Below are 25406 nucleotides of genomic sequence, written 5' to 3'. Positions count from 1 at the left end.
CGCAGATATGACCGACATCAAGGCGGAGATCGACGTTCTGCCGGGGCTCGACCCCCGCGCGCCACTCCTGGAAGTCAACGACCTGCACGTGGAGTTCCGCACCCAGTACGGCGTCGCCCACGCCGTCAACGGCGCGAACTTCACGCTGGCCCCGGGCGAGACCCTCGCCATCCTCGGCGAGTCCGGCTGCGGCAAGTCCGTGACCGCTCAGGCGATCATGGGCATCCTGGACACCCCTCCCGGCTTCATCACCAAGGGCGAGGTCAAGTACCGCGGCCTCGACCTGCTGAAGCTGCCGGAGAACCAGCGCCGCAAGGTGCGCGCCAACCAGATCGCGATGATCTTCCAGGACGCGCTGTCGGCCCTGAACCCGGTGTTCACGGTCGGATACCAGCTCAGCGAGCTCTTCCGGAAGCACCGCGGCATGTCGCGGGCCGACTCCAAGAAGCGCGCGATCGAGCTGCTCGACCAGGTCAAGATCCCGGCCGCCCGGACCCGGGTCAGCGACTACCCGCACCAGTTCTCCGGCGGTATGCGCCAGCGCGTGATGATCGCGATGGCGCTGGCCCTGGACCCCGAGGTGCTGATCGCCGACGAGCCCACCACGGCGCTCGACGTGACCGTGCAGGCGCAGGTCATGGGCCTGCTCGCCGAGTTGCAGCAGCAACGCAACATGGGCCTCATCCTCATCACGCACGACATGGGCGTGGTGGCGGACGTCGCCGACCGCATCTCCGTCATGTACGCGGGCAAGGTCGTCGAAGAGGCCCCGATCTACGACATCTACGCCCGCCCGGCGCACCCGTACACCAAGGCCCTGCTGGAGTCGATTCCCCGGCTCGACATGAAGGGCCAGCAGCTCAGCGTCATCAAGGGCCTCCCGCCGGCGCTCACCGCGATCCCGCGGGGCTGCGCGTTCAACCCGCGGTGCGCGTACGCCCAGGACGTGTGCCGGCAGGACCCGCCGCCCCCGCCGTACGTCGTCGCGCCCGGGCGTACCTCCCGGTGCCACTTCTGGCGGGACGTGATCGGGGAATGAGCGAGCTTGTGAACGAAACAGAGAGCCAGGCGGAGGGGAAGGCATGAGCGACCGCAACGACGTGGTGCTCGAGACCCGCGGTCTCGTCAAGCACTTCCCGATCACCCAGGGCATCGTCTTCAAGTCGAAGGTCGGCGCCGTGCGGGCGGTCGACGGCGTGGACCTCCAGCTGCGCCGCGGTGAGACGCTCGGCGTGGTGGGCGAGTCCGGCTGCGGCAAGTCGACGCTGGCCAAGCTGCTCGTCGGGCTGGAGAAGCCGACCGCCGGCTCGATCACCGTCCGCGGCGAGGACATGGTCAAGCTCAAGGGCGGCGCGCTCCGCCGGGCCCGCCGCAACATCCAGATGGTGCTGCAGGACCCGTACACGTCGCTCAACCCGCGCATGACGGTCGGCGACATCATCGGCGAGCCGTTCGAGATCCACCCCGAGGTGACCCCGCGCAAGGGTCGCGAGAAGGCGGTGCAGGACCTGCTGGACACGGTCGGCCTCAACCCCGACCACATCAACCGCTACCCGCACCAGTTCTCCGGCGGCCAGCGCCAGCGCATCGGCATCGCCCGGGCGCTCGCGCTCAAGCCCGAGATCATCGTCTGCGACGAGCCGGTCTCCGCGCTCGACGTGTCGATCCAGGCACAGGTGATCAACCTGCTGGAAGGGCTGCAGCGCGACTTCGGTCTCTCGTACATCTTCATCGCCCACGACCTGTCCGTGGTCCGCCACATCTCGGACCGGGTCGCGGTCATGTACCTCGGCAAGGTCGTCGAGATCGGCGGCGACGAGCAGATCTACGAGAACCCGACGCACCCGTACACGCAGGCTCTGCTGTCCGCCGTGCCGGTGCCGGACCCGAGGCTGCGCGGCCAGCGCGACCAGATCGTGCTGGAGGGCGACGTGCCGTCGCCGGCGAACCCCCCGTCGGGGTGCCGGTTCCGCACGCGGTGCTGGAAGGCCGAGGCGGTCTGCGCCGAGCAGGAGCCGCTGCTGCAGATCCGCCAGCGGTCGCCGCACCCGAGCGCCTGCCACTTCGCAGAGCCGCGGGACGTGGTTCACGCGGTGTGAGGGGTTGTCGAGGAAAGGGGCCCGGCTTGCCGGGCCCCTTTTCGTTGTTCCACCCGAAGATCGAAGGCGGGTCAGAGCGGGCCGCGGCCGGCCCGGAGGAGCAGGAGAGCCACCTGGGTGCCGTCGGGGCCGAGGGCCTCGCGGAAGCGCTCGACGATCTCGCGCTCGCGGGAGAGCACCAGGCGGGTGCCGCCGGAGGCCATGCGGGTGCGGCCGACCTGCTGGGACAGGCGTGATCGTTCCAGCCACAGGTCGATCAGCGCCTGGTCGATCTCGTCGATGCGCTCGCGGATCGCGTGGATCTCGTCGGCCGCGAGCTGGTCGCTGGTGCCGGTCGGCTGGCCGGCGGGGGCCCCCGTGACGTCGGTGCCGGCGGGCTGGTCGATCAGGTCGGCGGTCATGTCCTGCTCCTCGGGTGATGACGCCGCGGTCTTCCCGGTCCGGACAGCATCAAGCCCCGGGCTGGGAAGCCCGGGGCTTGATGTAGGCATGTCGTTCAGACGCGTCCTACGGTCGCCGGACCTCCGGTGCCGTAGTAAAAATACGAAGCGCGCTGAATCACGAAGCGAGTATGCCCCCGGTCCGGGCCGCACCGCAAGGAAACGGCCCGAACCGTGGGATGACGCTCTGCGGAACCCGCTCAGCCCGCCTTGGTGATGCGGTTGGCCGGGCCCGGCGCGATCGGCTCGCCGGTGCTCAGGTAGCCGATCAGGGCGTCGATGTCGAAGCCCGGCGCCGTGGTCCGGTTGGTGCCGAGCGCCAGGTTGGTGAACCCGTCACCGCCGTTGGCCAGGAAGTCGTTCGTCGTCACCCGGTACGTCGCGGCCGGGTCGATCGCCGTGCCGTTCAGCTTCAGCTCGGTCACCTTCGAGCCGGGCGCCGCGGTGCTGTTCCAGGTGTACGTCACGCCGGCCGACACCTGCAGGATGCGCTGGGTGGTCTGGCCGCCGAAGCCGACGAACTGCTGCTCCAGCACGTCCTTGAGCTGCGCGCCGGTCAGGGTCTGGGTCACCACGAGGTTGTTGAACGGCTGGACGGTGAACGCCTCGCCGAAGGTGACCTTGCCGTCGGGCTCGCCGCCCGCGGACGCCTCGGCGTCGAAGTCGGCGCGGATGCCGCCCGGGTTCATCAGCGCGAGCTGGGCGCCGTCGTTCTTGGTCCACGCGAGCTGTGCGTCCGCGATGACGTCACCGAGTGGCGACTCGCCGTTGGCGCCGACCGTACGCACGATGTCGCCGGTGATCGTGCCGACCACGCGGTTGGCGATCGGCGCGACCGCCGTACGGTACTTGTCCGCGACCTTCTTGGCCTTGGGGTCGACCGTGTCGGGGTTCTTCAGGAAGGCGCCGGTGACGGGGTCCTTCTTCCAGCCGCCGTTGCCGTCCGGCACGCCGTTCTCGACCACCACGTTCTTCGCCGTGACCTCGGCGAACCGGCCGGTGCGCCGGTCGATGGTGTAGTCGATGTCGGTGACGACCTGCCCGTTGTTGCCCGCGCTGGTCACCACCGAGGTGCCCTTGGCGTTGGGCAGCTCGCACGAGTAGAACTTGTGCGTGTGCCCGGAGACGACCAGGCTGAACTCGGGGTTGAGGCCCTTGACGATGTCGACGACCGGGCCGCTGAAGTCGTTGCAGTCGGAGACGCCCGGCACCGGGTTGTCCTCGGAGCCCTTCTGCGTGCCGCCCTGGTGCAGCAGCAGCACCTGCGCCTTGATGCCGAACAGCTTCAGCAGGCTGCCCCACTTGTTGGCGGTCTCGATCTCGTTGGCGAACCGTACGTCCTTGATGCCGGCCGGGTTGACGATGCCGGCGGTGCCCTCGAGGGTCAGGCCGACGAAGCCGACCGGCTGGCCCTGGACGAACTTGATGTCGATCGGCGGCAGGATCGGCAGGCCGGTCTTCTTGTTGATGGTGTTGGCGGCGAGGTAGGTGAACTTCGCGCCGCGGTATCCGTCGCCGTCCTGGCACCCGTCGACCGGGTGGCAGCCGCCGCGCTGGATGCGGATGAGCTCGTTCACGCCCTCGTCGAACTCGTGGTTGCCGACCGACGAGACCTGCAGGCCGACCTCGTTCATGAGCTCGATCGTCGGCTCGTCGTGGAACGCGGCGCTGACCAGCGGAGAGCCGCCGATGAGGTCGCCGGCGCCGACGGTGAGCGTCTGCCGGCCGTCGTTCGCCGCCTCGGCCCGCAGCTTCTTCAGGTACGTGGCCAGGTATTCGACGCCGCCCGCGGGGACGCCGTTGACGACCGCCCCGGACCCGCCGGGCGGGTCGATGGCGCCGTGGAAGTCGTTGTAGCTGAGGAACTGGCCCTTGACGGTCGGCCCGTACGGAAGCCCGTAGTTGACGCTGATCGGCGCGAGGCCGGCCAGGTGCTCGGGAGCCGCGGGGGCGTCCTCGGAACGGGTCATCGGCAGCGTGGCGACGACGGCCAGTGCGAGGGCCGGTACGGCGAGATTGCGCAGCACAGCCCAGCCGCGACGGCGGGGGTGGTTCATAGTATTCGGTCTCCCGGTCGGAGTCAGATCAGTCAACCTCGACAGCCTGGATCATCGACGCAGGTCAGCGCTACCACTTCCGGATGACAGGTTGATTGCGAGCGGCGGTCGCGTTACCTTTTCGCGCCGTTTCGGCCCTCCTGCGCCCCCGGGCGCCCCGAAGACTGTCGGACCCCGGGCATAGACTTGTCCGCGCGATGCGAGCCCTTCCCGAAAATACGCAGCCCTTGTTCGCGATGCCCGCGGTCAGGCCGCCGAGCCAGTCCCCGGCCTCGGCCGACTCGCCGGCCTCGCCGGACCAGCCGCGCAGGGCGGCGTCCCGGCGCCTCGACCCGGAGGCGTTGCTGGCCGGCCTCAACGGGCCGCAGCGCGACGCGGTCACCCACGCCGGCTCGCCGCTGCTCATCGTCGCGGGCGCGGGGTCGGGCAAGACCCGGGTGCTGACCCACCGGATCGCCCACCTGCTCGCCGAGCGGGACGTGCATCCCGGCCAGATCATCGCGATCACCTTCACCAACAAGGCCGCCGGGGAGATGAAGGAGCGGGTCGCGGCGATCGTCGGCCCGCGCGCCCGGCTGATGTGGGTCTCGACCTTCCACTCGGCATGCGTGCGTATCCTGCGGGCCGAGCACGAGCACGCCGGGCTCAAGAGCACCTTCTCGATCTACGACGCCGACGACTCGCGGCGCCTGATGCAGCTCGTCGCCCGCGAGCTCGACCTCGACCCGAAGCGCTACACCGCCCGCGGGCTCGCCGCCCAGGTGTCCAACCTGAAGAACGAGCTGGTCGACCCGGCCGAGTTCAAGGAGAAGGCCAAGGGGCCCAACGAGCGGGCCGTCGCCGAGGCGTACGAGCTCTATCAGCGCCGCCTGCTCGAGGCGCACGCGCTCGACTTCGACGACATCATCATGGCCACCGTGCACCTGTTCCAGTCGCACCCGCACGTCGCGGAGGCCTACCGCCGGCGCTTCCGGCACGTGCTCGTCGACGAATACCAGGACACCAACCACGCGCAGTACATGCTGGTCAAGGAGCTCGTCGGCACCCAGGGCGGCGAGATCCCCCCGGCCGAGCTGTGCGTGGTCGGCGACGCGGACCAGTCGATCTACGCGTTCCGCGGCGCGACGATCCGCAACATCCTCGAGTTCGAGCGCGACTATCCCGACGCCCGCACGATCCTGCTGGAGCAGAACTACCGTTCCACCCAGACGATCCTGTCCGCGGCGAACGCGGTCATCGACCGCAACACCAGCCGCAAACCCAAGCGCCTGTGGAGCGACCAGGGCGCCGGCGAGCAGATCGTCGGCTACGTGGCCGACACCGAGCACGCCGAGGCCGACTGGGTCGCCCGGGAGATCGACCGGCTGGGCGACAACCACGGGGTGCGGCCGGGGGACGTGGCGGTCTTCTACCGTACGAATGCCCAGTCCCGGGTCTTCGAAGAGGTCTTCATCCGCGTCGGCCTGCCCTACAAGGTCGTCGGCGGCGTGCGCTTCTACGAGCGCAAGGAGGTGCGCGACGCGCTCGCCTACCTGCGCGCGGTGGTCAACGACGACGACACGGTGAGCATCCGCCGGGTCCTCAACACCCCGAAGCGGGGCATCGGGGACCGCGCGGAGGCGTGCGTCGAGGCACTGTCCACTCGCGACCGCATCTCGTTCGGCCAGGCCCTGCGCCACGCCCGGAACGCGCCGGGCATCTCCACCCGCGCCGCCAACAGCATCGCGGACTTCGTCCAGCTTCTCGACGATCTGCGGGAGCTGTCCCGCACGGCTCCCCCGGAGGAGGTGCTGGAGGCCGTCCTCCAGCGCTCCGGCCTGCTGTCCGAGCTGGAGGAGAGCCTCGACCCGCAGGACCAGGGCCGCGTGGAGAACCTCCAGGAGCTGGTCAGCGTCGCCCGCGAGTACACCGAACGCGTCGAGGCGCAGGCGGAGGAGGACGACACGCAGGCCGCCACCCTGGCCGGCTTCCTCGAGCAGGTCGCCCTGGTCGCCGACGCCGACCAGATCCCCAGCGACGACCCGGACCACCAGGGCGTCGTCACCCTCATGACGCTGCACACCGCCAAGGGCCTCGAGTTCCCGGTGGTCTTCCTCACCGGGCTCGAGGACGGCGTCTTCCCGCACATGCGCGCCCTCGGCGACAACACCGAGCTGGAAGAGGAGCGGCGCCTCGCCTACGTCGGCATCACCCGCGCCCGCCAGCGGCTCTACCTGTCCCGCGCGGTGACCCGCTCGGCGTGGGGACAGCCGCAGTACAACCCGCCGTCCCGGTTCACCGACGAGCTTCCGCCGGAGCTGGTGCGCTGGGAGCGTACGGCGGGCTCGTACACGTCCTGGTCGGGAACGGGCGGCGGCGTGGGGGGCCGCGGCGGCGACTACGGGCGCGACCCGGGCCGTGGCTTCGGCCGGGGCGGCGGCTTCGCCGGGGGAACGCCCAAGGCGCAACGCCTCGCCGAGCGGCTCGGGGTGGACGCCAGCAAGCTGACCACGGCCAGCGAGATGAAGCAGCCCCCGAAGGTGGCCGCCGGCGACCGCGTCAACCACCAGCGGTACGGGCTGGGCCGGGTGGTGACCGTGGAGGGGCAGGGCCCGGGAGCCCGCGCCCAGATCGACTTCGGCGACCAGGTCATGTGGCTGGTCCTGCGGCACGCGCCCATCGAGAAGCTGTAGCCGCCGGCAAGCCGGTCGCGGATCCGGCACGGTCGCACACGACGGCTCCGTCGGTTTCCCGCGTTCGCCCGGGTTCGCCCGGCGACGGGTGGTTGTCCGGATCGGTCGCGGTGGCCGCCGTGCGGGTCAGTCCTCGAAGGACGCGCAGCTGGTGATGTCGACGCCGTGCTCGTGCATCCACCGGGTGGGCTCGATCGGGTTCTGGTAGCTGCCCGCGTGCACCTCGAAGTGCAGGTGCGGACCGGTCGAGTGGCCCGTGGAGCCCTCCGCGCCGATGTGGTCACCCGCCTCGACCCGCTGGCCGACCGTCGCCGTGATCACCGACATGTGGCCGTAGTGGGTGAGGTAGCCGTTGCCGTGGTCGATCAGCACCGCGTTGCCGTAGCCCTCGGCCGGACCCGCGGAGACGACGACGCCCTTGCCCACGGCGCGGATCGGGGTGCCGGTGGGTGCCGCGAGGTCGACGCCCGCGTGCAGGCGGCCCCAGCGCTGACCGAAGCACGAGGTGACCGCGCCCTCCGGCATCGGATGCACCCACTGGGGGAGCGGCTTGACCTTGCGACGCTGCGCGACGAACGGCTGACCAGCCGCCTCGGCACCAGGCGCCACCGACGAGGCCACGGCGGCCGCTGCCGCCTCGGTCACGCCGGACATCGCCGGCCGGACGGCACCTGCCGCGGACGCGGCCACGGTGGTCGCCGTCGTCGGGGCCGCGCTGGTCGGCGCGGACGGGGACGAGGTGACGCCGGGGGAGGGCGCGGCGCTCGCCTGGCTGTTCGCCCTCGCCACCGCACTGGCCGGCGCGGTGCCGTCGGTCGCGGCGGCGACCCCGGTGACGCCCACGCCGGCCACGAGGGCCGCGGCGACGGCGTAGCGACTCTTCTCGGTGATCGGCTCGCGTGGGGCACGGTGGCTGTGCAGCGGGATGGTCCTGCGGTGCCGGCCAGGCGCGTTCCGTGGGGCTCGATGCTGCACGGTGGGCTGTTCCTCCAGGCTCCGACGTCGGTCCGACACCTGCCTGTCGGCATGGGCCCTGGGGAGCCTGAGTGGGCCCGGCGACGTGCTACCGCCCCGGTTGCCGGCCGGTTGCGAAGCCGCCGATTCCGGTCGAAGACGGCCGTCCGGAGGCCGCGGGAGCTGCCGGATGGGGCTTCCCGCAGCCGTCGGCGGAACACCGCAGCGGCGGCCCGGAAGAGAGCGGCGGCAGGGGAGAGGGACGCCGAGACGCGCCCGGTCTGGCCTCGGCGGACACGGCGGTGGACCGCCGCGGGACAAGGGCAGCGGAAGGGAAGAAGTGCCCGCGGACGATGAGCTGACACGGAAGGGGAAGATGTCGCGAGGGCAGAGTGGCCGCGGCAGAGCGGCTCAGGAGGCGGAGGAAGGGGCGGCTCAGGAGGCCGCGAGGGCTCCGAGGACGGATTCGATCTTGAGCTTGATGTCGACGCCGCGGGACCTCAGGAAGACGATCGGGTCGGTGGGGGAGCCGTCGACGTGCACCTCGAGGTGCAGGTGGGTCCCGTACGAGTATCCGGTGTTGCCGACCTCGCCGATGACCTGGCCCGCCTGCACCTGGTCGCCGGCCTGCACGAGCAGGCGGCGGGAGTGGGCGTAGATCATCTCGGTGCCGTCGTCGTGCTTGACGGTGATCGAGTAGCCGTAGCCGCCGTTGTAGCCGGCCGAGGTGACCGTGCCGCCGTGGACCGCCTTGTAGGGGGTTCCCTCCGGGGCGGCCAGGTCGATGCCGGCGTGGAGCTTGCCGAAGCGGACGCCGTAGGGCGCGGTGAACTCGTAGTCCTCGAGCGGCAGGAGCCAGGCCTGTGCGGCGGCTTCCTCCGGGGTGGCCGGGGCCTCCTGCTGGGTGCCCGAGGCGGCGACGGTGCGCTCCTCGCCGCGGGAGGCGCGGTCGCCGGAGCCTGCCGCGCGCTCGTCCAGGGCCTCCTGGGCGGTGGCGGCCTCTTCGAGGTTCTGCAGGACCGTCGGGTTGACGGCCTTGGCGTCGGGAAGCTGCGACGCCGATCCGAGGGCGACGACCCCCGCGCCGACGAAGGCGGAGGTGACGACCGCGGCGTAGCGGCTGCGCGGAGGGGTCGGGACGCGGCGGCGGCCGCGATAGCGGTCGGGCTCAGACGACAAGCGCTGACGCACGAACAACCCTCCGTCGGTGACGATAAGCGGCGTCCACCGAGGGAGAACAAGTGCTGAACGGTGGTTTGCCGAGCCGCAGGTCCGGGGTTAACCGGTTGACAGCCGGGAGCCACGGTAACGAAACGCAACGCCGGTCACAAGTCGCAGCGCCAATTCCCTGACAGTTCTCTGGAAGCATTCGATGGTGATTGTCCGAGTTGGTCAGCTTTTCTGAGGAGCCGCAGGACTGTCTCTCCGTAACTGAGTTACTAACACAACGTAATGTGACGGGGAATACGATGGACGGTGCTTGCATCCGAGCGCCGAGCCGCTCCGGTGCCGCGCGGTAGTACGGAGCGGCGGCTACCAAGGTTCAAGGCGCCCGGGTTACCGTTCGTTAAGGTCTGACTGGACGCGCGCCGAAGGGGTCGCAACATGCAAGCACGGATCAGGGTCGTGGTCGCCAAGCCGGGACTCGACGGGCACGACAGGGGGGCCAAGGTGGTGGCCCGGGCCCTGCGTGACGCCGGCATGGAGGTGATCTACACCGGGCTGCACCAGACGCCCGAACAGATCGTCGAGACCGCCGTCCAGGAAGACGCGGACGCGATCGGTCTCTCGGTGCTCTCCGGCGCCCACATGACGCTCTTCCGCCGCGTCCTGGAACTGCTCGCCGAACGGGATGCATCCGACATCGTCGTTTTCGGCGGCGGCATCATTCCCGCCGACGACATCACCGAGTTGGAAAAGATCGGCGTCGCCCACATTTTCACCCCGGGCGCGACCACGGCATCCATCATCGAATGGGTGCGCGCCAATGTGGCGACACCCGTTTCTTGACGGATAATCACCAAATAACTGCGAAGGGTTAAGGGGAGAGGCCGGACGCACCCCTCACACGTCCGGCCTCTCATGCACGATGCCCCGCCGCCACCCCTCGACCGACAGGGCATCGGCCGCCTTCGTCGTCGCTCAGCGCTCCGACACCACACTCAACGACGCCTCAGGGGTGGGGTTACGCGGTGTGGTGGATTTGATCAAGATCTTTCTTTGGTACGCGTTCGGCGGCCGGCCAACCGCACCACCGGGGCTGGACCGCCTCCGGCGGCTACCGCGCCCGGGCCGTCCCGGGTCCCGGCCGTCCCCGGCCGCCGGCCGGCAAGGGTGGCGGGCCGGGAAGGTGGCGGGCCGGGAAGGTGGCGGGCCGGGAAGGGTGGCGGGCCGGGAAGGGTGGCGGGCCGGGAAGGGTGGCGGGCCGGGAAAGTGGCGGGCCGGGAAGGGCGGCGGGCCGGGAAAGTGGCGGGCCGGGAAGGGCGGCGGGCCGGGAAAGCGGCGGGCCGGGAAGGCGGCGGGCCGGAGTCGGCGGACGGCCTGGAGTGGCTACGGTCCGAGGGCGGTAGCCGCCGGAGGCGGTCCAGCCCCGGTGCTGCGCTTGGTCGCCCGTGGCCGCGTACGTGAAGAACGGTTGTCGGGCTTCCAAAGCTCAGCCCCGGGTGAACTTGTGTGGTCTTGCACAGCAACCCCCCGCGAACCCCTCGCCCCCCTCTCACTGGCTAGGCTGCGAATCGAGGCCCCGAGCATCACCGGGGCCGACATTTCCTCACGCTGGCGGCGACGCAACGACGCGCCGCGCACAAGGTCGGGACGCAGGTACGCGGCTTGCCGGGGCAAGCGTCGCGAGCGAAAGGAGACACGTGGACCTGTTCGAGTATCAGGGGCGCGACCTGTTCGAACGGCACGGGCTGCCCGTGCTGGGCGGCGGCGTCGCCGAGACCCCGCAGGAGGCGCGGGCGATCGCCGAGCGCCTCGGTGGCAAGGTCGTCGTGAAGGCCCAGGTCAAGGTCGGTGGCCGGGGCAAGGCGGGCGGCGTCAAGCTGGCCGACGGGGCCGACGAGGCCGAGGCTCGCGCGACCGACATCCTCGGGATGGACATCAAGGGCCACACCGTGCAGAAGGTGATGCTGGCCGAGACGGCGGACATCAAGGAGGAGTACTACTTCTCCTACCTGCTGGACCGTGCGAACCGCACCTTCCTCTGCATCGCCAGCGTCGCCGGCGGCATGGAGATCGAGCAGGTCGCCGAGGAGCAGCCGGACAAGGTCGCCAAGATCGCGATCGACGCCAGCGAGGGCGTCACCGAGGCCAAGGCCCGGGAGATCGTCGCCGCGGCGCAGTTCCCGGCCGAGGTCGCCGACCAGGTGGCCGACATCGCCGTGAAGCTGTGGCAGACGTTCGTGGCCGAGGACGCCACGCTGGTCGAGGTCAACCCGCTCGCCAAGGTCGGCGACGGCCGGGTGCTCGCGCTCGACGCCAAGGTGACGCTCGACGAGAACGCCGGGTTCCGCCACCCCGACCACGAGGCGCTGGTGGACCAGTCCGCGGTCGACCCGCTGGAGCAGGCCGCCAAGGCGAAGAACCTCAACTACGTCAAGCTCGACGGCGAGGTCGGCATCATCGGCAACGGCGCGGGCCTGGTCATGTCGACGCTCGACGTGGTCGCCTACGCGGGCGAGGGCCACGGCGGCGTCAAGCCGGCGAACTTCCTCGACATCGGCGGCGGCGCCAGCGCCCAGGTGATGGCGAACGGCCTCGAGATCGTGCTGGGCGACCCGGCGGTCAAGTCGGTCTTCGTGAACGTCTTCGGCGGCATCACGGCGTGTGACGAGGTCGCCAACGGCATCATCCAGGCACTCGCCCTGCTCGGCGAGCGCGGCGAGGCCGTCACCAAGCCGCTCGTGGTCCGCCTCGACGGCAACAACGCCGAGGCCGGCCGGGCGATCCTGGACTCGGCCAACAACCCGCTGGTGCAGCGGGTGGACACGATGGACGGTGCGGCCGAGCGTGCCGCCGAGCTCGCGGCTGCGGGGAAGTGACGACATGGCTATCTGGCTCACCAAGGACTCCAAGGTCATCGTCCAGGGCATGACCGGCTCGGAGGGTTCCAAGCACACCCGCCGCATGCTGGCCGCCGGCACCAACGTGGTCGGCGGCGTGAACCCGCGCAAGGCGGGCACGACCGTGGACTTCGACGGCACCGCGCTGCCGGTCTTCGCGACCGTGGCGGAGGCCATGAAGGAGACCGGCGCCGACGTGTCGGTCATCTTCGTACCGCCGGCCTTCACCAAGGCCGCCGTGCTCGAGGCCATCGACGCGGAGATCCCGCTCGCGGTCGTCATCACCGAGGGCGTGCCGGTGCAGGACTCGGCCGCCTTCTGGGCGTACAACGTGGCCCAGGGCGAGAAGACCCGCATCATCGGCCCGAACTGCCCCGGCATCGCGTCCCCGGGCGCGTCGAACGCGGGCATCATCCCGGCCGACATCACCCCGGCCGGGCGCATCGGCCTGGTCTCCAAGAGCGGCACGCTGACCTACCAGCTCATGTACGAGCTGCGGGACTTCGGCTTCTCCACCTGTGTGGGCATCGGCGGTGACCCGGTCATCGGCACCACCCACATCGACGCCCTCAAGGCGTTCCAGGACGATCCGGACACCGACGCGATCGTGATGATCGGCGAGATCGGCGGCGACGCCGAGGAGCGGGCCGCCGAGTTCATCAAGGCCAACGTCACCAAGCCGGTGGTCGGCTACATCGCGGGCTTCACCGCGCCGCCCGGCAAGACCATGGGCCACGCGGGCGCGATCATCTCCGGCTCGGCGGGCACCGCCGACGCCAAGAAGGAGGCCCTCGAGGCCGCGGGGGTCAAGGTCGGAAAGACCCCGAGCGAGACCGCCCGGCTCATGCGCGAGGTCATGAGCTGATTTTGGTACGGCCACAGGCGCGCCGCCGCACGGACCTTCCCGGCCCGTGTCGCGGCGCGCCCGTGTATCCGCCCCTTCCCGGCCCGGGTCGGGGCGCGACCGGGCACCTGACCTTTTGCGGCCTCCGTCGGGGCGCGGCCGGGTCGTTGCGCCGGAGGTCCGGCGCCCGGGTCCGGCCGCGAACGTTCGTCTGGCTTGCCGCATTCGGCCTGGTCCGGGCGTCCGCGGCGGCGGACGGCTGCGGCGCGTCGCCGTTTCTGCGTCGCCGCGGGCCGTCCGGCGTGGAAAAGTAGGCGGCGATGCCGACCACACCCGACCGCCCCCACGGTCGACCCGCCGGCTCGGGGGATCCGATCGAGGCCGCCGAGGCGCTCGACGACGCCGTCGAGGCGGGCCGTGCCGTCCCGGCCGCGCCCGAGCGTTCCCGAAAGCCCGACCGTTCCCGAAAGCCCGAGCGCTCTCGTGAGCCCGAGCGCTCTCGTGAGCCCGAGCGTTCCCGTGAGCCCGAGCTGGACGACGACTTCGAGATCGTGCGGGACACGGTGGGGGCGGGCGCGCGCCCGGCCGCACCGGACCACGCCACGGTCCGTCCGGGACCATCCGCGCCCCGCGCCGCCCGCGAGCAGGACCGGCCCACCGTCGCGGTGGACCCGCGCAACCACCCGACCGTCACGGTCGATCGGGGCAGCCATCCGACCGTCGCCGTGCCCGGTCAGCGCCGTCCCGCCGATGCGCGGGGCCGCGCGCCTCTGCCGGTCGCCGCCGCGTTCGCCACCCTGTGGGCCGCGCTGCTCTCGTACGTCCCGGTCGCCGCCGTCATCGCTCTGGCCAGGGCCCTCGAGGGCCAGGGCGGGGTGGGCGGCGCCGCGCACGCCGGGCTCGCGGGCTGGCTGCTCGGGCACGGCGTGCCCATCGGGACGTCGATCGGCCCGCTGGGTCTCGCACCCCTGCTGCTCACGCTGCTGGCCGGCTGGCGGCTCAACCGGGCGGGCCTGCACGTCACCCGCGCCATCGGGGCCCGGCGCAGCGGCTCACCGCGGGCCGCGATGCTGGTGGCAGCCGCGATCGGGGCCGCGTACGGGATCCTCGGCCTGCTGGCCGCCCTGGTCGTCGACGGCCGCGGCACGGACGTCCCGCCCGGGCGCGCCGCGTTCCATCTCTTCCTGGCCGGCCTCGTGTGCTCGCTCATCGGGTCGCTGCGCGGCACGGATGCCCTGGTCGTGATCGCCCGCCGGCTGCCGCCCCCGGTGCGGCACGCCCTGCGCACCGGCGTGGTCGCGGCGCTGCTGATCCTCGCCGCCGGCGCGGCCTTCGCCGGGCTCTCCGTCGCGGTCGGCGGCGGGCAGGCCGCCGACATGATCGGTGCCTACCGCACCGGGGTCGCCGGCCAGGCGGGCATCACCCTGGTCAGCCTCGGGTACGGCGCCAACGGCGCGGTGTGGGCCGCGGCCTATCTGCTCGGCCCCGGCTTCCTGCTGGGCACCGACTCGGCCGTACGCCTGACCGAGCTGAGCGTGGGGCCGCTGCCCACCCTGCCGCTGCTCGCCGGTCTCCCCGACGGACCGATGGGCGCGACCGGAGCTGCCCTGCTGGCGGTGCCGGTCCTGGCCGCGATGGCCGCGGGCTGGCTGCTGACCCGCCGTCTGATGGGCGTGCACCACGTCGTCGGCGGGCACCTGCGGGACAACCGCCACACCGTACGCCCGGGCGACGTCCTGCCCGCCGAGCCGGCGTGGTCGCTGGTGCTGGGTTCGGCGCTGCTCGCCGGCCCGGTGGCCGGCCTGGTGCTGGGCGTCCTGGCCTGGCTGTCCGGGGGCCCGCTCGGCGACGGCCGGATGGCGGAGATCGGCCCGGTGCCGTGGCACGTCGCCCTGATCGCGACCACGGTGGTCGGCGTCTCCGCCTGCATCGGCGCGGCGGCCGGACGCGCCTTCCGCGCCCCGGTCCACAAGTAGCGCGGCGAGGGCACGAAAAAGGCGAGGGCACGAAAAAGGCGAGGGCACGAAGAGGGCGAGGGCACGAAGAGGGCGAGGGCACGAAAAGAGGCGCCCCGGCCGGAGCCGGGACGCCTCTTCGCTCAGCCGCGACTACCGGGTGGTGGTCGTGGTGAAGTCGAACCAGCCCAGGGCGAAACCGATGATGTTCACGACCAGGAGCAGAGCCGCGAGGCCGAAGCCCACGTACGCCAGGGTGGGCTCCTTGCCGTACTTCTTCGCCTCCATCAGGCTGAGGACCGAGAAGACGACGGCCAGCGGCATGCAGCAGAAGGCGAAGACGATGCCCAGGACACCCCAGAGCGTGGTCTTGTCGTTGCCCGGAGCGGCCGGCGGCTGCTGTCCGTAGTAGGGCGGCGGGGTCATGGGCGAATCCTCCAGTTAGCTCCGCCCTCAGGCGGTGATGTGCAGATCATTGCGCCTACGTGCCACGACGCGGGCGGCCCGCAGCCTAACCGATGATCAGGGGTTTCGCTGTACCCCTTTTCGACCCGTCTGCGGGGACGGGCGGGTCCGACGGTAGGGTGCTCGGCGTGACAGACCCCGCGCCCGCCCGGCTGGTCGTCCTCGTCTCCGGCTCCGGCAGCAACCTGCAGGCCCTGCTCGACGCATCCGCGGATCCCGCGTACGGTGCGCGGGTCGTCGCCGTCGGTGCCGATCGGGACGGTATCGCCGGCCTCGACCGTGCCTCGGCCGCCGGAGTTCCCACGTTCGTGGACTCCGTGCAGGCCCATCCGACCCGGGACGACTGGGACGCCGCCCTCACCGCGCACGTCGCGGCGTACGAACCGGACCTGGTGATCTCGGCGGGCTTCCTCAAGCTCGTCGGCAAGCAGTTCCTCGACGCGTTCGGTGACCGCTACGTGAACACCCACAACGCGCTGCTTCCCGCGTTCCCGGGCATCCACGGACCCCGCGACGCGCTGGCCTACGGCGTGAAGATCGCCGGCGCCACCCTGTTCTTCGTCGACGCCGGTGTCGACACCGGACCCATCATCGCCCAGGTCAGCGTGCCCGTGCTCGACGACGACACGGAGCAGACGCTGACCGAGCGGATCAAGGAAGCCGAGCGCCGGCAGCTCGTCGAGTACGTCGGCCGGCTGGTTCGCGAAGGCTGGACCATCACGGACAGGAAGGTCACCATTCCATGACGGCCGACGGTCGCCGCCCGATCAAGCGGGCCCTGCTCAGCGTGTACGACAAGACCGGCCTCGTGGAGCTCGCGCAGGCGCTGCACGCCGCCGGGGTGCAGATCGTCTCGACCGGCTCGACCGCGTCGATGGTCGAGGGCGCCGGCGTGCCGGTCACCCGGGTGGAGGAGCTGACCGGGTTCCCGGAGTGCCTCGACGGGCGGGTCAAGACCCTGCACCCCCGGGTGCACGCGGGTCTTCTCGCCGACCTGCGCCTGGCCGACCACGAGCGGCAGCTCTCCGAGCTCGACATCGCCCCCTTCGACCTGCTGGTGAGCAACCTGTACCCGTTCACCCGGACGGTGGCGTCGGGCGCGAGCGTGGACGAGTGCGTCGAGCAGATCGACATCGGCGGTCCGGCGATGGTACGGGCGGCGGCGAAGAACCACCCGTCGGTGGCGGTGGTGACGGCCGTGGCGGCGTACCCGCTGATCCTGGACGCCCTGCGGGACGGCGGCTTCACGCTGACGCAGCGCAAGATGCTCGCCGCTCGCGCCTTCGCCGACATCGCGGAGTACGACGTGGCGGTCGCGAGCTGGTGCGCCACGACCCTTGCGCCGGCGGAGTGGCCCGAGTTCGCCGGGCTGGCCCTGCGGCGGCAGAGTCCGCTGCGCTACGGCGAGAACCCGCACCAGCAGGCGGCTCTCTACACCGACCCGAACGCGCCCGCCGGGCTCGCACAGGCGGAGCAGTTGCACGGCAAGGAGATGTCGTACAACAACTACGTCGACGCCGACGCGGCCTGGCGCAGCGCGAACGACTTCACCGAGCCGTGCGTCGCGATCATCAAGCACGCCAACCCGTGCGGCATCGCGATCGGCGCGGACGTGGCCGAGGCGCACCGCAAGGCGCACGCCTGCGACCCGGTGTCGGCGTTCGGCGGCGTCGTCGCGGTCAACCGGGAGGTGACGCCGGAGCTGGCCAAGCAGCTCGACGGCATCTTCACCGAGGTCATCGTCGCGCCGTCGTACGACCCGGAGGCGCTGGCGGTCTTCCGGGAGAAGAAGAACCTGCGCGTGCTCGCCGCGCCGGCGTGGCAGCCGCCGCCCGCGGAGATCAAGCAGATCGGCGGCGGCGTCCTGGTGCAGCTGGCCGACCGCATCGACGCCGAGGGCGACGACCCGGCCGGCTGGACCCTGGCGACCGGCCCGGCGGCCGGGCCCGAGGACCTGCGCGACCTCGCGTTCGCGTGGCGCGCCGTCCGGTCGGTGAAGAGCAACGCGATCCTGCTCGCCCGCGACGGTGCCACCGTCGGCGTCGGGATGGGCCAGGTCAACCGGGTGGACTCCGCGCATCTCGCGGTCAACCGGGCCGGGGCCGAGCGGGCCAGCGGCAGCGTGGCCGCGTCCGATGCGTTCTTCCCCTTTCCGGACGGGCTCGAGGTGCTGATCGCCGCCGGGGTGAAGGCCGTGGTCCAGCCGGGCGGCTCGATCCGGGACAACTTGGTCATCGAGGCGGCCGAGCGGGCCGGGATCACCGTCTACCTGACCGGCACCCGGCACTTCTACCACTGACGTGGAGCCGCCCGTCAGTGGCCAGATCTTCTCCGGGGAGGACTGGGCGCTCGCCGAGACGGAACGCGCGGTCTACACCGACTGCGCGTTCCACGACGTCGACTGGTCGGAGGCGCGGCTCATCGGCTGCACCTTCCTGCGCTGCGAGTTCGGCAACGTCCGTTTCAACGCGGCCGAGCTGAGCACCTGCGCGATCCTGCAGTCGACGCTGCGCCGGTGCAACCTCTTCGGCGCGACGCTGACCGACTGCAAGCTCACCGGTACGCAGTTCGCCGACTGCGAGCTGCGCCCGCTGACCGTCGACGGCGGCGACTGGTCGTTCGTGTCGCTGCGCGGGGCGAACCTGACCGCCGCCGGACTGGCCGGCCTGCGGCTGCACGAGGCCGACCTCGAGGGCGCCGACCTGAGCCGCGCCGACCTGCGCGGCGCGGACCTGTCCTCGGCCCGGCTCAAGGACGTGGTGCTCAAGGGCGCCGACCTGCGCGGGGCGGATCTCGACGGGGTGGCCCTGCGCGGGGTCGACCTGACCGGGGCGAAGATCGACATTGCCCAGGCCGGGCTGTTCGCCAGGGCGTACGGCGCGGTCGTCGGCTGAGCCCGGAGTGGCTTACCTCCCCCGATAAGGCCCTACCTGGGAGTTGGGCGTCACCCGGCTGATACGGTCCGGAAAAACCGTCCCGCGGGCACTGGGAGTGAGAGCATGGGCAAGAAGGTCACCGTCGTAGGCGCCGGCTTCTACGGGTCCACGACCGCACAGCGTCTGGCCGAGTACGACATCTTCGAGACCGTGGTGCTCACCGACATCATCGAGGGCAAGCCCGAGGGTCTCGCGCTCGACCTCAACCAGTCGCGCCCGGTCGAAGGCTTCGAGACCAAGGTCATCGGCGCCACCACCGGCCCGAACGGCGAGGGCTACGAGGCCATCGAGGGCTCCGACGTGGTCGTGATCACCGCCGGTCTGCCGCGCAAGCCGGGCATGAGCCGCATGGACCTGCTGGGCGTCAACGCCAAGATCGTTCGCCAGGTCTCCGAGAACGTCGCCAAGTACGCGCCGAACGCCGTCGTCATCGTCGTCTCCAACCCGCTCGACGAGATGACCGCCCTCGCCCAGATCGCCACCCAGTTCCCGAAGAACCGGGTCCTCGGCCAGGCCGGCATGCTCGACTCGGCGCGCTTCACCAACTTCGTGGCCGAGGAGCTCAAGGTCCCGGTCGCCAGCGTGAAGACCCTCACGCTGGGCTCGCACGGCGACACCATGGTGCCGGTGCCCTCGAAGTCCTCGGTCAACGGCAAGCCGCTCACCGAGCTGCTGCCCGCCGACAAGGTCGAGGAGCTGGTCACCCGCACCCGCAACGGCGGCGCCGAGGTCGTGGCCCTGCTCAAGACCGGCTCCGCGTACTACGCCCCGTCGGCCGCCGCGGCCCGCATGGCCAAGGCCGTCGCCGAGGACTCCGGCGCGGTCATGCCGGTCTGCGCCTGGGTCGACGGCGAGTACGGCATCTCCGGCGTCTACCTGGGCGTCGAGGCCGAGATCGGCGCGACCGGCGTGCGCCGCGTCGTGGAGACCGACCTCACCGAGTCGGAGCTGGCCGGCCTCAAGGAGGCCGCCGAGGCGGTCCGCGCCAAGCAGGCGGACGTCGCCGACCTCTGAGCAAGACCTCTGCGGAAAGGCCGGGCCGTGGTGGCTCGGCCTTTCCTGCTTCCGTACGGCTCTCCACCGCCGCCAGAAGCACCACCCCTCCCCGCATGAACCGCGATCGAACCGGGGCGCGCGGGTTTATCTCAGGAGTGGGCGACGCCGAGTCCGAGCAGGATGAGACTGAGACCGGCGGCCAGGATCGTGGCCGTCGAGGCGGCGGCACGCTCCGGCGACTGCTCGCGCAGCACGCAGGCGGCGACCGGCACGACGGCGGCGGCGACGAGGAGCATGCTGTTCACGGTGACGGCGAGCAGCAGCGCGGCCATGGCTGCCGTGACGAGGATGATCCTGGTCACGGACACCTTGGGACGTTCGTCACGGAGCTCGGTGTCGGTCATCGGGGACAAGCGTAGAACCCCCTCGCCAGCCCGGACCCCGCGGCGACCGCCAACCGAAAGGCAGTACGCTCGTACTGCTAAACATGTGTCCCGGGAGAGGAGCGCCGGTCGATGGCGAAAATCAAGGTGAACAACCCGGTCGTGGAGCTCGACGGCGACGAGATGACCCGGATCATCTGGAAGCAGATCCGTGAGCAGCTGATCCTGCCCTACCTCGACGTCGACCTCGAGTACTACGACCTCTCGATCCAGCACCGCGACGAGACCGACGACCAGGTCACCATCGACTCGGCCAACGCCATCAAGCGGCACGGCGTCGGCGTCAAGTGCGCGACCATCACCCCGGACGAGGCCCGTGTCGACGAGTTCGGGCTGAAGAAGATGTGGCGCTCGCCGAACGGCACCATCCGCAACATCCTCGGCGGCGTCGTCTTCCGCGAGCCGATCATCATGTCGAACGTACCCCGGCTGGTACCCGGCTGGACCAAGCCGATCGTCATCGGCCGGCACGCGCACGGCGACCAGTACAAGGCGACCGACTTCGTGGCCCCCGGCGCGGGCAAGCTGACCATGACCTTCACCCCGGCCGACGGCTCGCAGCCGATGGAGTTCCTGGTCAGCGACTTCCCGGCCGGTGGCGTCGCCATGGGCATGTACAACTACGACGAGTCGATCCGCGACTTCGCGCGCGCCTCGTTCCGCTACGGCCTGGCCCGCAACTACCCGGTCTACCTCTCGACCAAGAACACGATCCTGAAGGCGTACGACGGGCGCTTCAAGGACCTGTTCGCGGAGATCTTCGAGACCGAGTTCGCCGAGGACTTCAAGAAGGCCGGCCTCACCTACGAGCACCGCCTGATCGACGACATGGTCGCCGCCGCCATGAAGTGGGAGGGCGGCTACGTCTGGGCCTGCAAGAACTACGACGGCGACGTGCAGTCGGACACGGTGGCGCAGGGCTTCGGCTCGCTCGGCCTGATGACCTCGGTCCTGATGACCCCGGACGGCAAGACCGTCGAGGCGGAGGCCGCCCACGGCACGGTCACCCGGCACTACCGCCAGTGGCAGAAGGGCGAGAAGACCTCCACCAACCCGATCGCCTCGATCTTCGCCTGGACCGGCGGCCTCAAGCACCGCGGCAAGCTCGACGGCACCCCCGCGGTCACCGAGTTCGCCGAGACCCTGGAGAAGGTCTGCGTCTCCACGGTCGAGGGTGGTCAGATGACCAAGGACCTCGCGCTGCTCATCGGCCGGGACGCCCCCTGGCTGACCACCGACGAGTTCATGAACGCCCTGGACGAGAACCTGGCTCGCAAGCTGGCTTCCTGACCGGCGTACCCGCACAGAGGCCTTCCGGCGTACGGCCGGAGGGCCTTCGTGCGTTCACCGGGCGAATTCGCGGAACCGGCTCCGTCATCGGAACGTGATGTTTAGGATCCGTAACTAGGGGAACGCGGCCGTCGTTTCACCAAACAGAACGGATGACGGTCACCACGCACGAGGAGTCGCCCGCCGGTCCGGCTGCCTTGTCCCGGGCGCCGACCGGTTTCCCCGTGAAGTGGTGACCAGTAGGCGAGTGCCTGCCGTCCCTTCCCTGCGGGGGGCCTTGTCCCGGGCCCCCCGCCCCCTACTGTTACATGGCCTCGCTTCGCTCGGCGGGCACTGCGCCCCCTAGCGACGGGGCGCAGTGCGGGGTGGTTGCTGTGGAATCAGAGCGCTTCGCGGAGTAGGTGGGCGGCGCGTTCGGGTTCGACGTCGTTGACGAAGGCGCCCATGGCTGATTCGGAGCCGGCCAGGTATTTCAGCTTGTCGGGGGCGCGGCGGATGCTGAAGAGCTGCAGGTGGAGGTAGCCGAGGTCGCGGCCTTCGCCGGTTACGGCCTGGTGCCAGGCGGCGATGTAGGGCATCGGGCGGTCGAAGAGGGCGTCGAAGCGGCGGAGGACGTCCAGGTAGAGCGGGGCGAAGGCGTCTCGTTCCGCCGGGGTCAGGGCCGGGATGTCGGGGACGTGGCGGTGCGGGGCGAGCTGGACTTCGTAGGGCCAGCGGGAGGCCGCCGGGACGTAGGCGGTCCAGTGGTCGTTGGTGGCGACGATTCGGCAACCGGCCCGGCGCTCGGCGGCCAGGACGTCGGCGTAGAGGTTGCGGCCTCCGGTGCGTTCGGCGTGGCGGCGGGCCGCGGTCAGCATGGCCGCGGTGCGCGGCGGGACCATCGGGTACGCGTAGATCTGGCCGTGCGGGTGGCTCAGGGTCACGCCGATCTCGACGCCCCGGTTCTCGAACGGGAACACCTGCGCCACGTCCGGCAGCGCCGACATCTGTGCGGTACGGTCCGCCAGCGCGTCCAGCACCGTGCGGACGCGTTCGGGCGGGAGCGCCCCGAAGGAGCTGTGGTGGTCGCTGGTGAAGCAGACCACCTCGCACCGGCCGACCCCCGGCCGGACCGGGACCTCGTCGGTCAGGGCGGTGACCTCGTCCGCCACGACCCGGTCGCTGAACGACGGGAACTGGTTCTCGAACACCACCACGTCGTAGTCCTGCGCGGGGATCTCGCTGGCGAAGTCCGCGGTGGACGGGCACAGCGGACACTTGTCGGTCGGCGGCAGGAAGGTGCGGGTCTGGCGGTGGGCCGCCACCGCCACCCACTCGTCGACGAGCGGGTCGTAGCGCAGCTGTGAGGTCGGCGGCGGGGGTGGCAGGTCGCGGGTGTCCGGCAGGCCGGTGCGGTCCGCCGCCGGGTCCTCGTCGAAGTAGATCAGTTCCCGGCCGTCCGACAGCCTGATCGACGTCCGGCTGCCGATCACGATCCGCTCACCACGACCAGCTCGCGCACCTGTTCGGACAGGATCGCGCGGGCGGACTCGTCGAGCTCGTCGTCGGTGATCACCACGTCGGCGCGGTGCAGGGGGACGATCGAGGAGATGCCGACCGTGCCCCACTTGGTGTGGTCGGCCAGCACCACGAGCCGTTCCGCCGCGTCCACCAGCGCGCGGTTGACGTCGGCCTCCATGAGGTTGGGCGTCGTGTAGCCGGCCCGCTCGCTCATGCCGTGCACGCCCAGGAAGAGCATGTCGAGGTGCAGGCTGGCGATGGCCGCGACCGCCACCGGGCCGACCAGGGCGTCCGACGGCGTGCGCGTGCCGCCGGTCAGGATGACGGTCTGGTCGGGGCGCCCGGCGCGGTAGAAGACGTCCGCGACCGGGATGGAGTTCGTGACCACGGTGAGGTCCGGCACGTCGACCAGCCGCTGGGCGAGGCCCGCGGTGGTGGTGCCGGCCGAGAGCGCGATCGCGTCGCCGGGCGAGACCAGGGCGGCGGCGCGCGTCGCCATGGCGGCCTTCTCGGCGCGCTGGCGCACCGACTTGGCCGCGAAGCCCGGCTCGTGCGTCGAACCGGGGCTCACGGTGGTCGCGCCACCGTGTACCTTCGCGAGAAGGCCCCGGTCGGCGAGCGACTCGAGGTCGCGCCGGATGGTCATGTCGGACACGCCGTATTCGGCGGCCAGCTCGCTGACCCGGACGCCGCCGGCCGCCCGGACCCGGTCGAGGATCGCCGCTTGGCGCTGCTGGGCGAGCATCAGCGGGCCGCCCGGTTCATCCGCACTATTTCGAACACGTGCGAACACTACCCGGCGATCGGGTGTGCGCGAAAGAGTGTGTTAGATCCCTCGGCCGCGTTTGTGGAGCGCGGAGAGGACGTTCTCCACCTTGACGGCGCCGGTCATGGCCGCCAGGGCGATCGCCGTCCGGGGCTCCTTCCAGTTCGCCCGCACCGCCTCCTTGCTGAACTGCCAGGCCTGCGAGCGGTTGCCGGTCGCCGCGGACCAGCAGGCGAGCTGGCCGTAGACGCGGGCCGCGCCGGGGCGGCAGCCGCTGATCTCCGGGTGGCGCTGCATCATCCAGCGCAGCGAGGAGATCTTCGTCGCGTACTCGTACGCATAGTGCGAGGTCCGGCCCCACAGCACCCGGACCAGCGGCTCGTCGAGGTGCACGATCGGCCGGCGCCGGGACGCGCGCAGCAGCAGGTCCCAGTCCTCGTTCTGGCTGCCCGGGGCGTCCTCGGCCACCAGCCCCACGGCGTCCGGCCCGAGCGCCTCGCGCCGGACGAGGAACGACGACGAGTGCAGCATCGCCATCCGGGAGCGGGCCAGCTCGTCGATGGTGACCCGGCTGCGCCCGGCCAGGCGGGGCGTGCACTTGCCCTCGTACTCCACCTCGATCGCGCAGGTGGCGAACTCGGCGTCCGGCTCGGCCACCAGCGCGGCGACCTGGCGGCGCAGCTTGTCCGGCGCCCAGCGGTCGTCGTCGTCGCAGAACGCCACGAGCTCGGTGTCGAGCGCCAGGATCCCGGTGTTGCGGGCGCCGGCCAGGCCCGAGGTGCGCCAGTTGGTCAGCACCAGCACCTGGGTGCCCTCGGTCGAGGCGAGCAGGTAGTCGGGCTCGGTCTGGTCGTAGACCACGACCACCTTGATCTCGCCCGGGTAGTGCTGGTCGCGGACCGCCGCGATCGCCTTGCGGACCAGCTCGGGGCGGTTGCGGGTGGGGATCACGACGCCGACGGACGGCCAGTTCATCACGCCTCCTGGGGGACTTCTGCGGGGTTGAGCGGGTAGCCGTACGCGCGGAGCATCGGCGCGCACACGGCGCCGACCAGGCGGCGCTGGTTGCCGGGCAGGGCGCGTACCCACGCGTCGTCGCGGCGCAGCGGCAGCCGGCCGACCGTGAAGCGCATCGGGTTGCCCGCGGCGCTGTGGCTGACGCCCAAATCCGCGTACCCGTCGCCGAGGAAGCCGAGGTCGGCCTCGGTGACCGGGACGCCGGCGTACGCGGCGAGCTCGCGCAGGGCCGCCCTCGGATCGGTGAGGAACTGTTCGTAGCGGATCCGCCGGACCGGCACCCCGCGACGGGCGAGCAGCCCGAAGGCCGCGTTGTGCGCGTTCCAGAGCATGGCGGAGCGTCCGGGGGAGTACCGGGTCATCTCCTCGCCGCCGTCGGCCTCGGGCCGGGCGACGGTCTTGGTCCAGGAGTACGCGACCCCGCGGGCGTCCCGCACCACGTGCACGACCCGCAGGTCCACGTCGTCCGCCCAGCGCAGGACGTGGGCCAGCGCGCTGTGCTTGGACGAGTCGACGACCACCGAGGCGCCGGAGACCTCGGCGGCGGCCGCGTACACGCGGGTGTAGAAGGCGGCGTACTCGCGGACGTCGGCGAGTTGGGCCGGGGGCAGGTGGGCGGCGGCGAGGCGGGGGATGAAGCGGGTGCGCTCGACGGCGTCGCGCAGCGCGTGCACGCGGTCGACGTCCACGTTGTGCCATCCGCCGTACGCACGCTCGCCGACCCGCCGCCAGAAGGCGCAGGCCGCGAACCGCGCGCCGCAGCCGCACCGCTCGTTGTCCCGGATGTCGCGCTGCCAGAGGTGCACGATCTCGCCCAGCGTGCACACCGAGGGCAGCTCACCGAGGAGGCGCTCCACGAGCGTTGTGCCGCTTCGCCCTAATCCGCCCAGATAGACGACATGTGCCAC

The 25406-nt window shown here is 71.2% G+C and carries 23 protein-coding genes; 13 read left to right on the top strand and 10 right to left on the bottom strand.

From position 1 onward, the window contains the following. Positions 1–7: 7 nt before the first annotated feature. Together IEY99_RS19715 and IEY99_RS19710 are read left to right on the top strand one after the other, a co-directional pair. Positions 8–1039 carry an ABC transporter ATP-binding protein gene (locus tag IEY99_RS19715; protein WP_189205280.1) on the top strand — a complete coding sequence of 344 codons (1032 nt, stop codon included), beginning with the start codon at positions 8–10 and terminating at the stop codon, positions 1037–1039. Positions 1040–1082: 43 nt separating this feature from the next. Next, positions 1083–2099: an ABC transporter ATP-binding protein gene (locus IEY99_RS19710; RefSeq protein ID WP_189205278.1), complete on the top strand. Its 1017-nt coding sequence runs from the start codon at positions 1083–1085 to the stop codon at positions 2097–2099. A gap of 71 nt (positions 2100–2170) precedes the next feature. On the opposite strand, the gene IEY99_RS19705 is transcribed toward IEY99_RS19710, so the two are convergent. Both IEY99_RS19705 and IEY99_RS19700 read right to left on the bottom strand, forming a co-directional pair. Further along, entirely contained in the window at positions 2171–2500 is a 330-nt protein-coding gene (locus tag IEY99_RS19705) for a chorismate mutase (protein WP_189205276.1), read from the bottom strand. A gap of 239 nt (positions 2501–2739) precedes the next feature. Continuing rightward, positions 2740–4596 (bottom strand): bifunctional metallophosphatase/5'-nucleotidase, encoded by a 1857-nt coding sequence (locus tag IEY99_RS19700; protein ID WP_189205274.1) that lies wholly within the window; start codon positions 4594–4596, stop codon positions 2740–2742. A gap of 236 nt (positions 4597–4832) precedes the next feature. On the opposite strand from IEY99_RS19700, the gene pcrA reads away from it, so the two are divergent. Further along, complete coding sequence (gene pcrA / locus IEY99_RS19695) at positions 4833–7268, top strand: DNA helicase PcrA (protein ID WP_189205821.1); 2436 nt, start codon at positions 4833–4835, stop codon at positions 7266–7268. A gap of 126 nt (positions 7269–7394) precedes the next feature. On the opposite strand, the gene IEY99_RS34355 is transcribed toward pcrA, so the two are convergent. Continuing rightward, complete coding sequence (locus tag IEY99_RS34355) at positions 7395–7913, bottom strand: M23 family metallopeptidase (protein WP_229798981.1); 519 nt, start codon at positions 7911–7913, stop codon at positions 7395–7397. Between the two features lie 46 nt (positions 7914–7959). Here IEY99_RS34355 and IEY99_RS34350 point away from each other — a divergent pair, with 46 nt between their 5' ends. Beyond that, on the top strand, positions 7960–8142 hold the full coding sequence (locus tag IEY99_RS34350; protein ID WP_229798979.1) for a hypothetical protein: 183 nt from the start codon (positions 7960–7962) through the stop codon (positions 8140–8142). 515 nt (positions 8143–8657) lie between these two features. Here IEY99_RS34350 and IEY99_RS19685 read toward each other — a convergent pair. Beyond that, entirely contained in the window at positions 8658–9413 is a 756-nt protein-coding gene (locus IEY99_RS19685) for a M23 family metallopeptidase (RefSeq protein ID WP_189205270.1), read from the bottom strand. A gap of 414 nt (positions 9414–9827) precedes the next feature. On the opposite strand from IEY99_RS19685, the gene icmB reads away from it, so the two are divergent. From icmB to IEY99_RS19665, 4 genes are all read left to right on the top strand, one after another. Further along, positions 9828–10232, top strand: a complete 405-nt coding sequence (gene icmB / locus IEY99_RS19680; protein WP_189205269.1) for a coenzyme B12-dependent isobutyryl CoA mutase small subunit — start codon at positions 9828–9830, stop codon at positions 10230–10232. Between the two features lie 854 nt (positions 10233–11086). Next, the gene (sucC, locus tag IEY99_RS19675; RefSeq protein ID WP_189205268.1) at positions 11087–12265 is read left to right on the top strand and encodes an ADP-forming succinate--CoA ligase subunit beta; all 1179 of its coding nucleotides are present in this window, start codon (positions 11087–11089) and stop codon (positions 12263–12265) included. Positions 12266–12269: 4 nt separating this feature from the next. Next, positions 12270–13151, top strand: a complete 882-nt coding sequence (gene sucD / locus IEY99_RS19670; protein ID WP_189205267.1) for a succinate--CoA ligase subunit alpha — start codon at positions 12270–12272, stop codon at positions 13149–13151. Between the two features lie 299 nt (positions 13152–13450). Beyond that, entirely contained in the window at positions 13451–15106 is a 1656-nt protein-coding gene (locus tag IEY99_RS19665) for a cell division protein PerM (RefSeq protein ID WP_189205266.1), read from the top strand. A 132-nt stretch (positions 15107–15238) separates the two neighbouring features. Here the strand turns inward: IEY99_RS19665 and IEY99_RS19660 are convergent, their stop codons facing one another. Then, positions 15239–15511, bottom strand: a complete 273-nt coding sequence (locus tag IEY99_RS19660) for a DUF4190 domain-containing protein (protein ID WP_189205265.1) — start codon at positions 15509–15511, stop codon at positions 15239–15241. A gap of 167 nt (positions 15512–15678) precedes the next feature. Here IEY99_RS19660 and purN point away from each other — a divergent pair, with 167 nt between their 5' ends. From purN to mdh, 4 genes are all read left to right on the top strand, one after another. Continuing rightward, positions 15679–16296 carry a phosphoribosylglycinamide formyltransferase gene (purN, locus tag IEY99_RS19655; RefSeq protein ID WP_189205264.1) on the top strand — a complete coding sequence of 206 codons (618 nt, stop codon included), beginning with the start codon at positions 15679–15681 and terminating at the stop codon, positions 16294–16296. Then, positions 16293–17849 (top strand): bifunctional phosphoribosylaminoimidazolecarboxamide formyltransferase/IMP cyclohydrolase, encoded by a 1557-nt coding sequence (purH, locus tag IEY99_RS19650; RefSeq protein WP_189205263.1) that lies wholly within the window; start codon positions 16293–16295, stop codon positions 17847–17849. The genes purN and purH overlap by 4 nt, the downstream gene beginning before the upstream one ends. Position 17850: 1 nt before the next feature. After that, positions 17851–18444, top strand: a complete 594-nt coding sequence (locus IEY99_RS19645) for a pentapeptide repeat-containing protein (protein ID WP_189205254.1) — start codon at positions 17851–17853, stop codon at positions 18442–18444. Between the two features lie 105 nt (positions 18445–18549). Further along, the gene (mdh, locus tag IEY99_RS19640) at positions 18550–19500 is read left to right on the top strand and encodes a malate dehydrogenase (protein WP_189205252.1); all 951 of its coding nucleotides are present in this window, start codon (positions 18550–18552) and stop codon (positions 19498–19500) included. A gap of 131 nt (positions 19501–19631) precedes the next feature. On the opposite strand, the gene IEY99_RS19635 is transcribed toward mdh, so the two are convergent. Next, positions 19632–19886: a hypothetical protein gene (locus IEY99_RS19635; RefSeq protein ID WP_189205250.1), complete on the bottom strand. Its 255-nt coding sequence runs from the start codon at positions 19884–19886 to the stop codon at positions 19632–19634. 111 nt (positions 19887–19997) lie between these two features. Between IEY99_RS19635 and IEY99_RS19630 the strand changes: the two genes are divergently transcribed. Further along, on the top strand, positions 19998–21215 hold the full coding sequence (locus IEY99_RS19630; protein ID WP_189205248.1) for an NADP-dependent isocitrate dehydrogenase: 1218 nt from the start codon (positions 19998–20000) through the stop codon (positions 21213–21215). 380 nt (positions 21216–21595) lie between these two features. On the opposite strand, the gene galT is transcribed toward IEY99_RS19630, so the two are convergent. The 4 genes from galT to IEY99_RS19610 all read right to left on the bottom strand — a co-directional run bounded on the left by galT (position 21596) and on the right by IEY99_RS19610 (position 25406). Continuing rightward, positions 21596–22687 carry a galactose-1-phosphate uridylyltransferase gene (galT, locus tag IEY99_RS19625; RefSeq protein WP_189205246.1) on the bottom strand — a complete coding sequence of 364 codons (1092 nt, stop codon included), beginning with the start codon at positions 22685–22687 and terminating at the stop codon, positions 21596–21598. After that, positions 22684–23460 (bottom strand): DeoR/GlpR family DNA-binding transcription regulator, encoded by a 777-nt coding sequence (locus IEY99_RS19620; RefSeq protein ID WP_189205245.1) that lies wholly within the window; start codon positions 23458–23460, stop codon positions 22684–22686. Before IEY99_RS19620 ends, galT begins: the two co-directional genes overlap by 4 nt. Positions 23461–23541: 81 nt before the next feature. Next, positions 23542–24456 carry a glycosyltransferase family 2 protein gene (locus IEY99_RS19615; RefSeq protein ID WP_189205242.1) on the bottom strand — a complete coding sequence of 305 codons (915 nt, stop codon included), beginning with the start codon at positions 24454–24456 and terminating at the stop codon, positions 23542–23544. Beyond that, the gene (locus IEY99_RS19610) at positions 24456–25406 is read right to left on the bottom strand and encodes a sulfotransferase (protein WP_189205240.1); all 951 of its coding nucleotides are present in this window, start codon (positions 25404–25406) and stop codon (positions 24456–24458) included. The genes IEY99_RS19615 and IEY99_RS19610 overlap by 1 nt, the downstream gene beginning before the upstream one ends.

Origin of the sequence: Couchioplanes azureus (assembly GCF_014648355.1) — a bacterium.
Taxonomy (GTDB): Bacteria; Actinomycetota; Actinomycetes; order Mycobacteriales; family Micromonosporaceae; genus Actinoplanes; species Actinoplanes azureus.
This window is presented reverse-complemented; position numbering and strand designations above follow the sequence as displayed.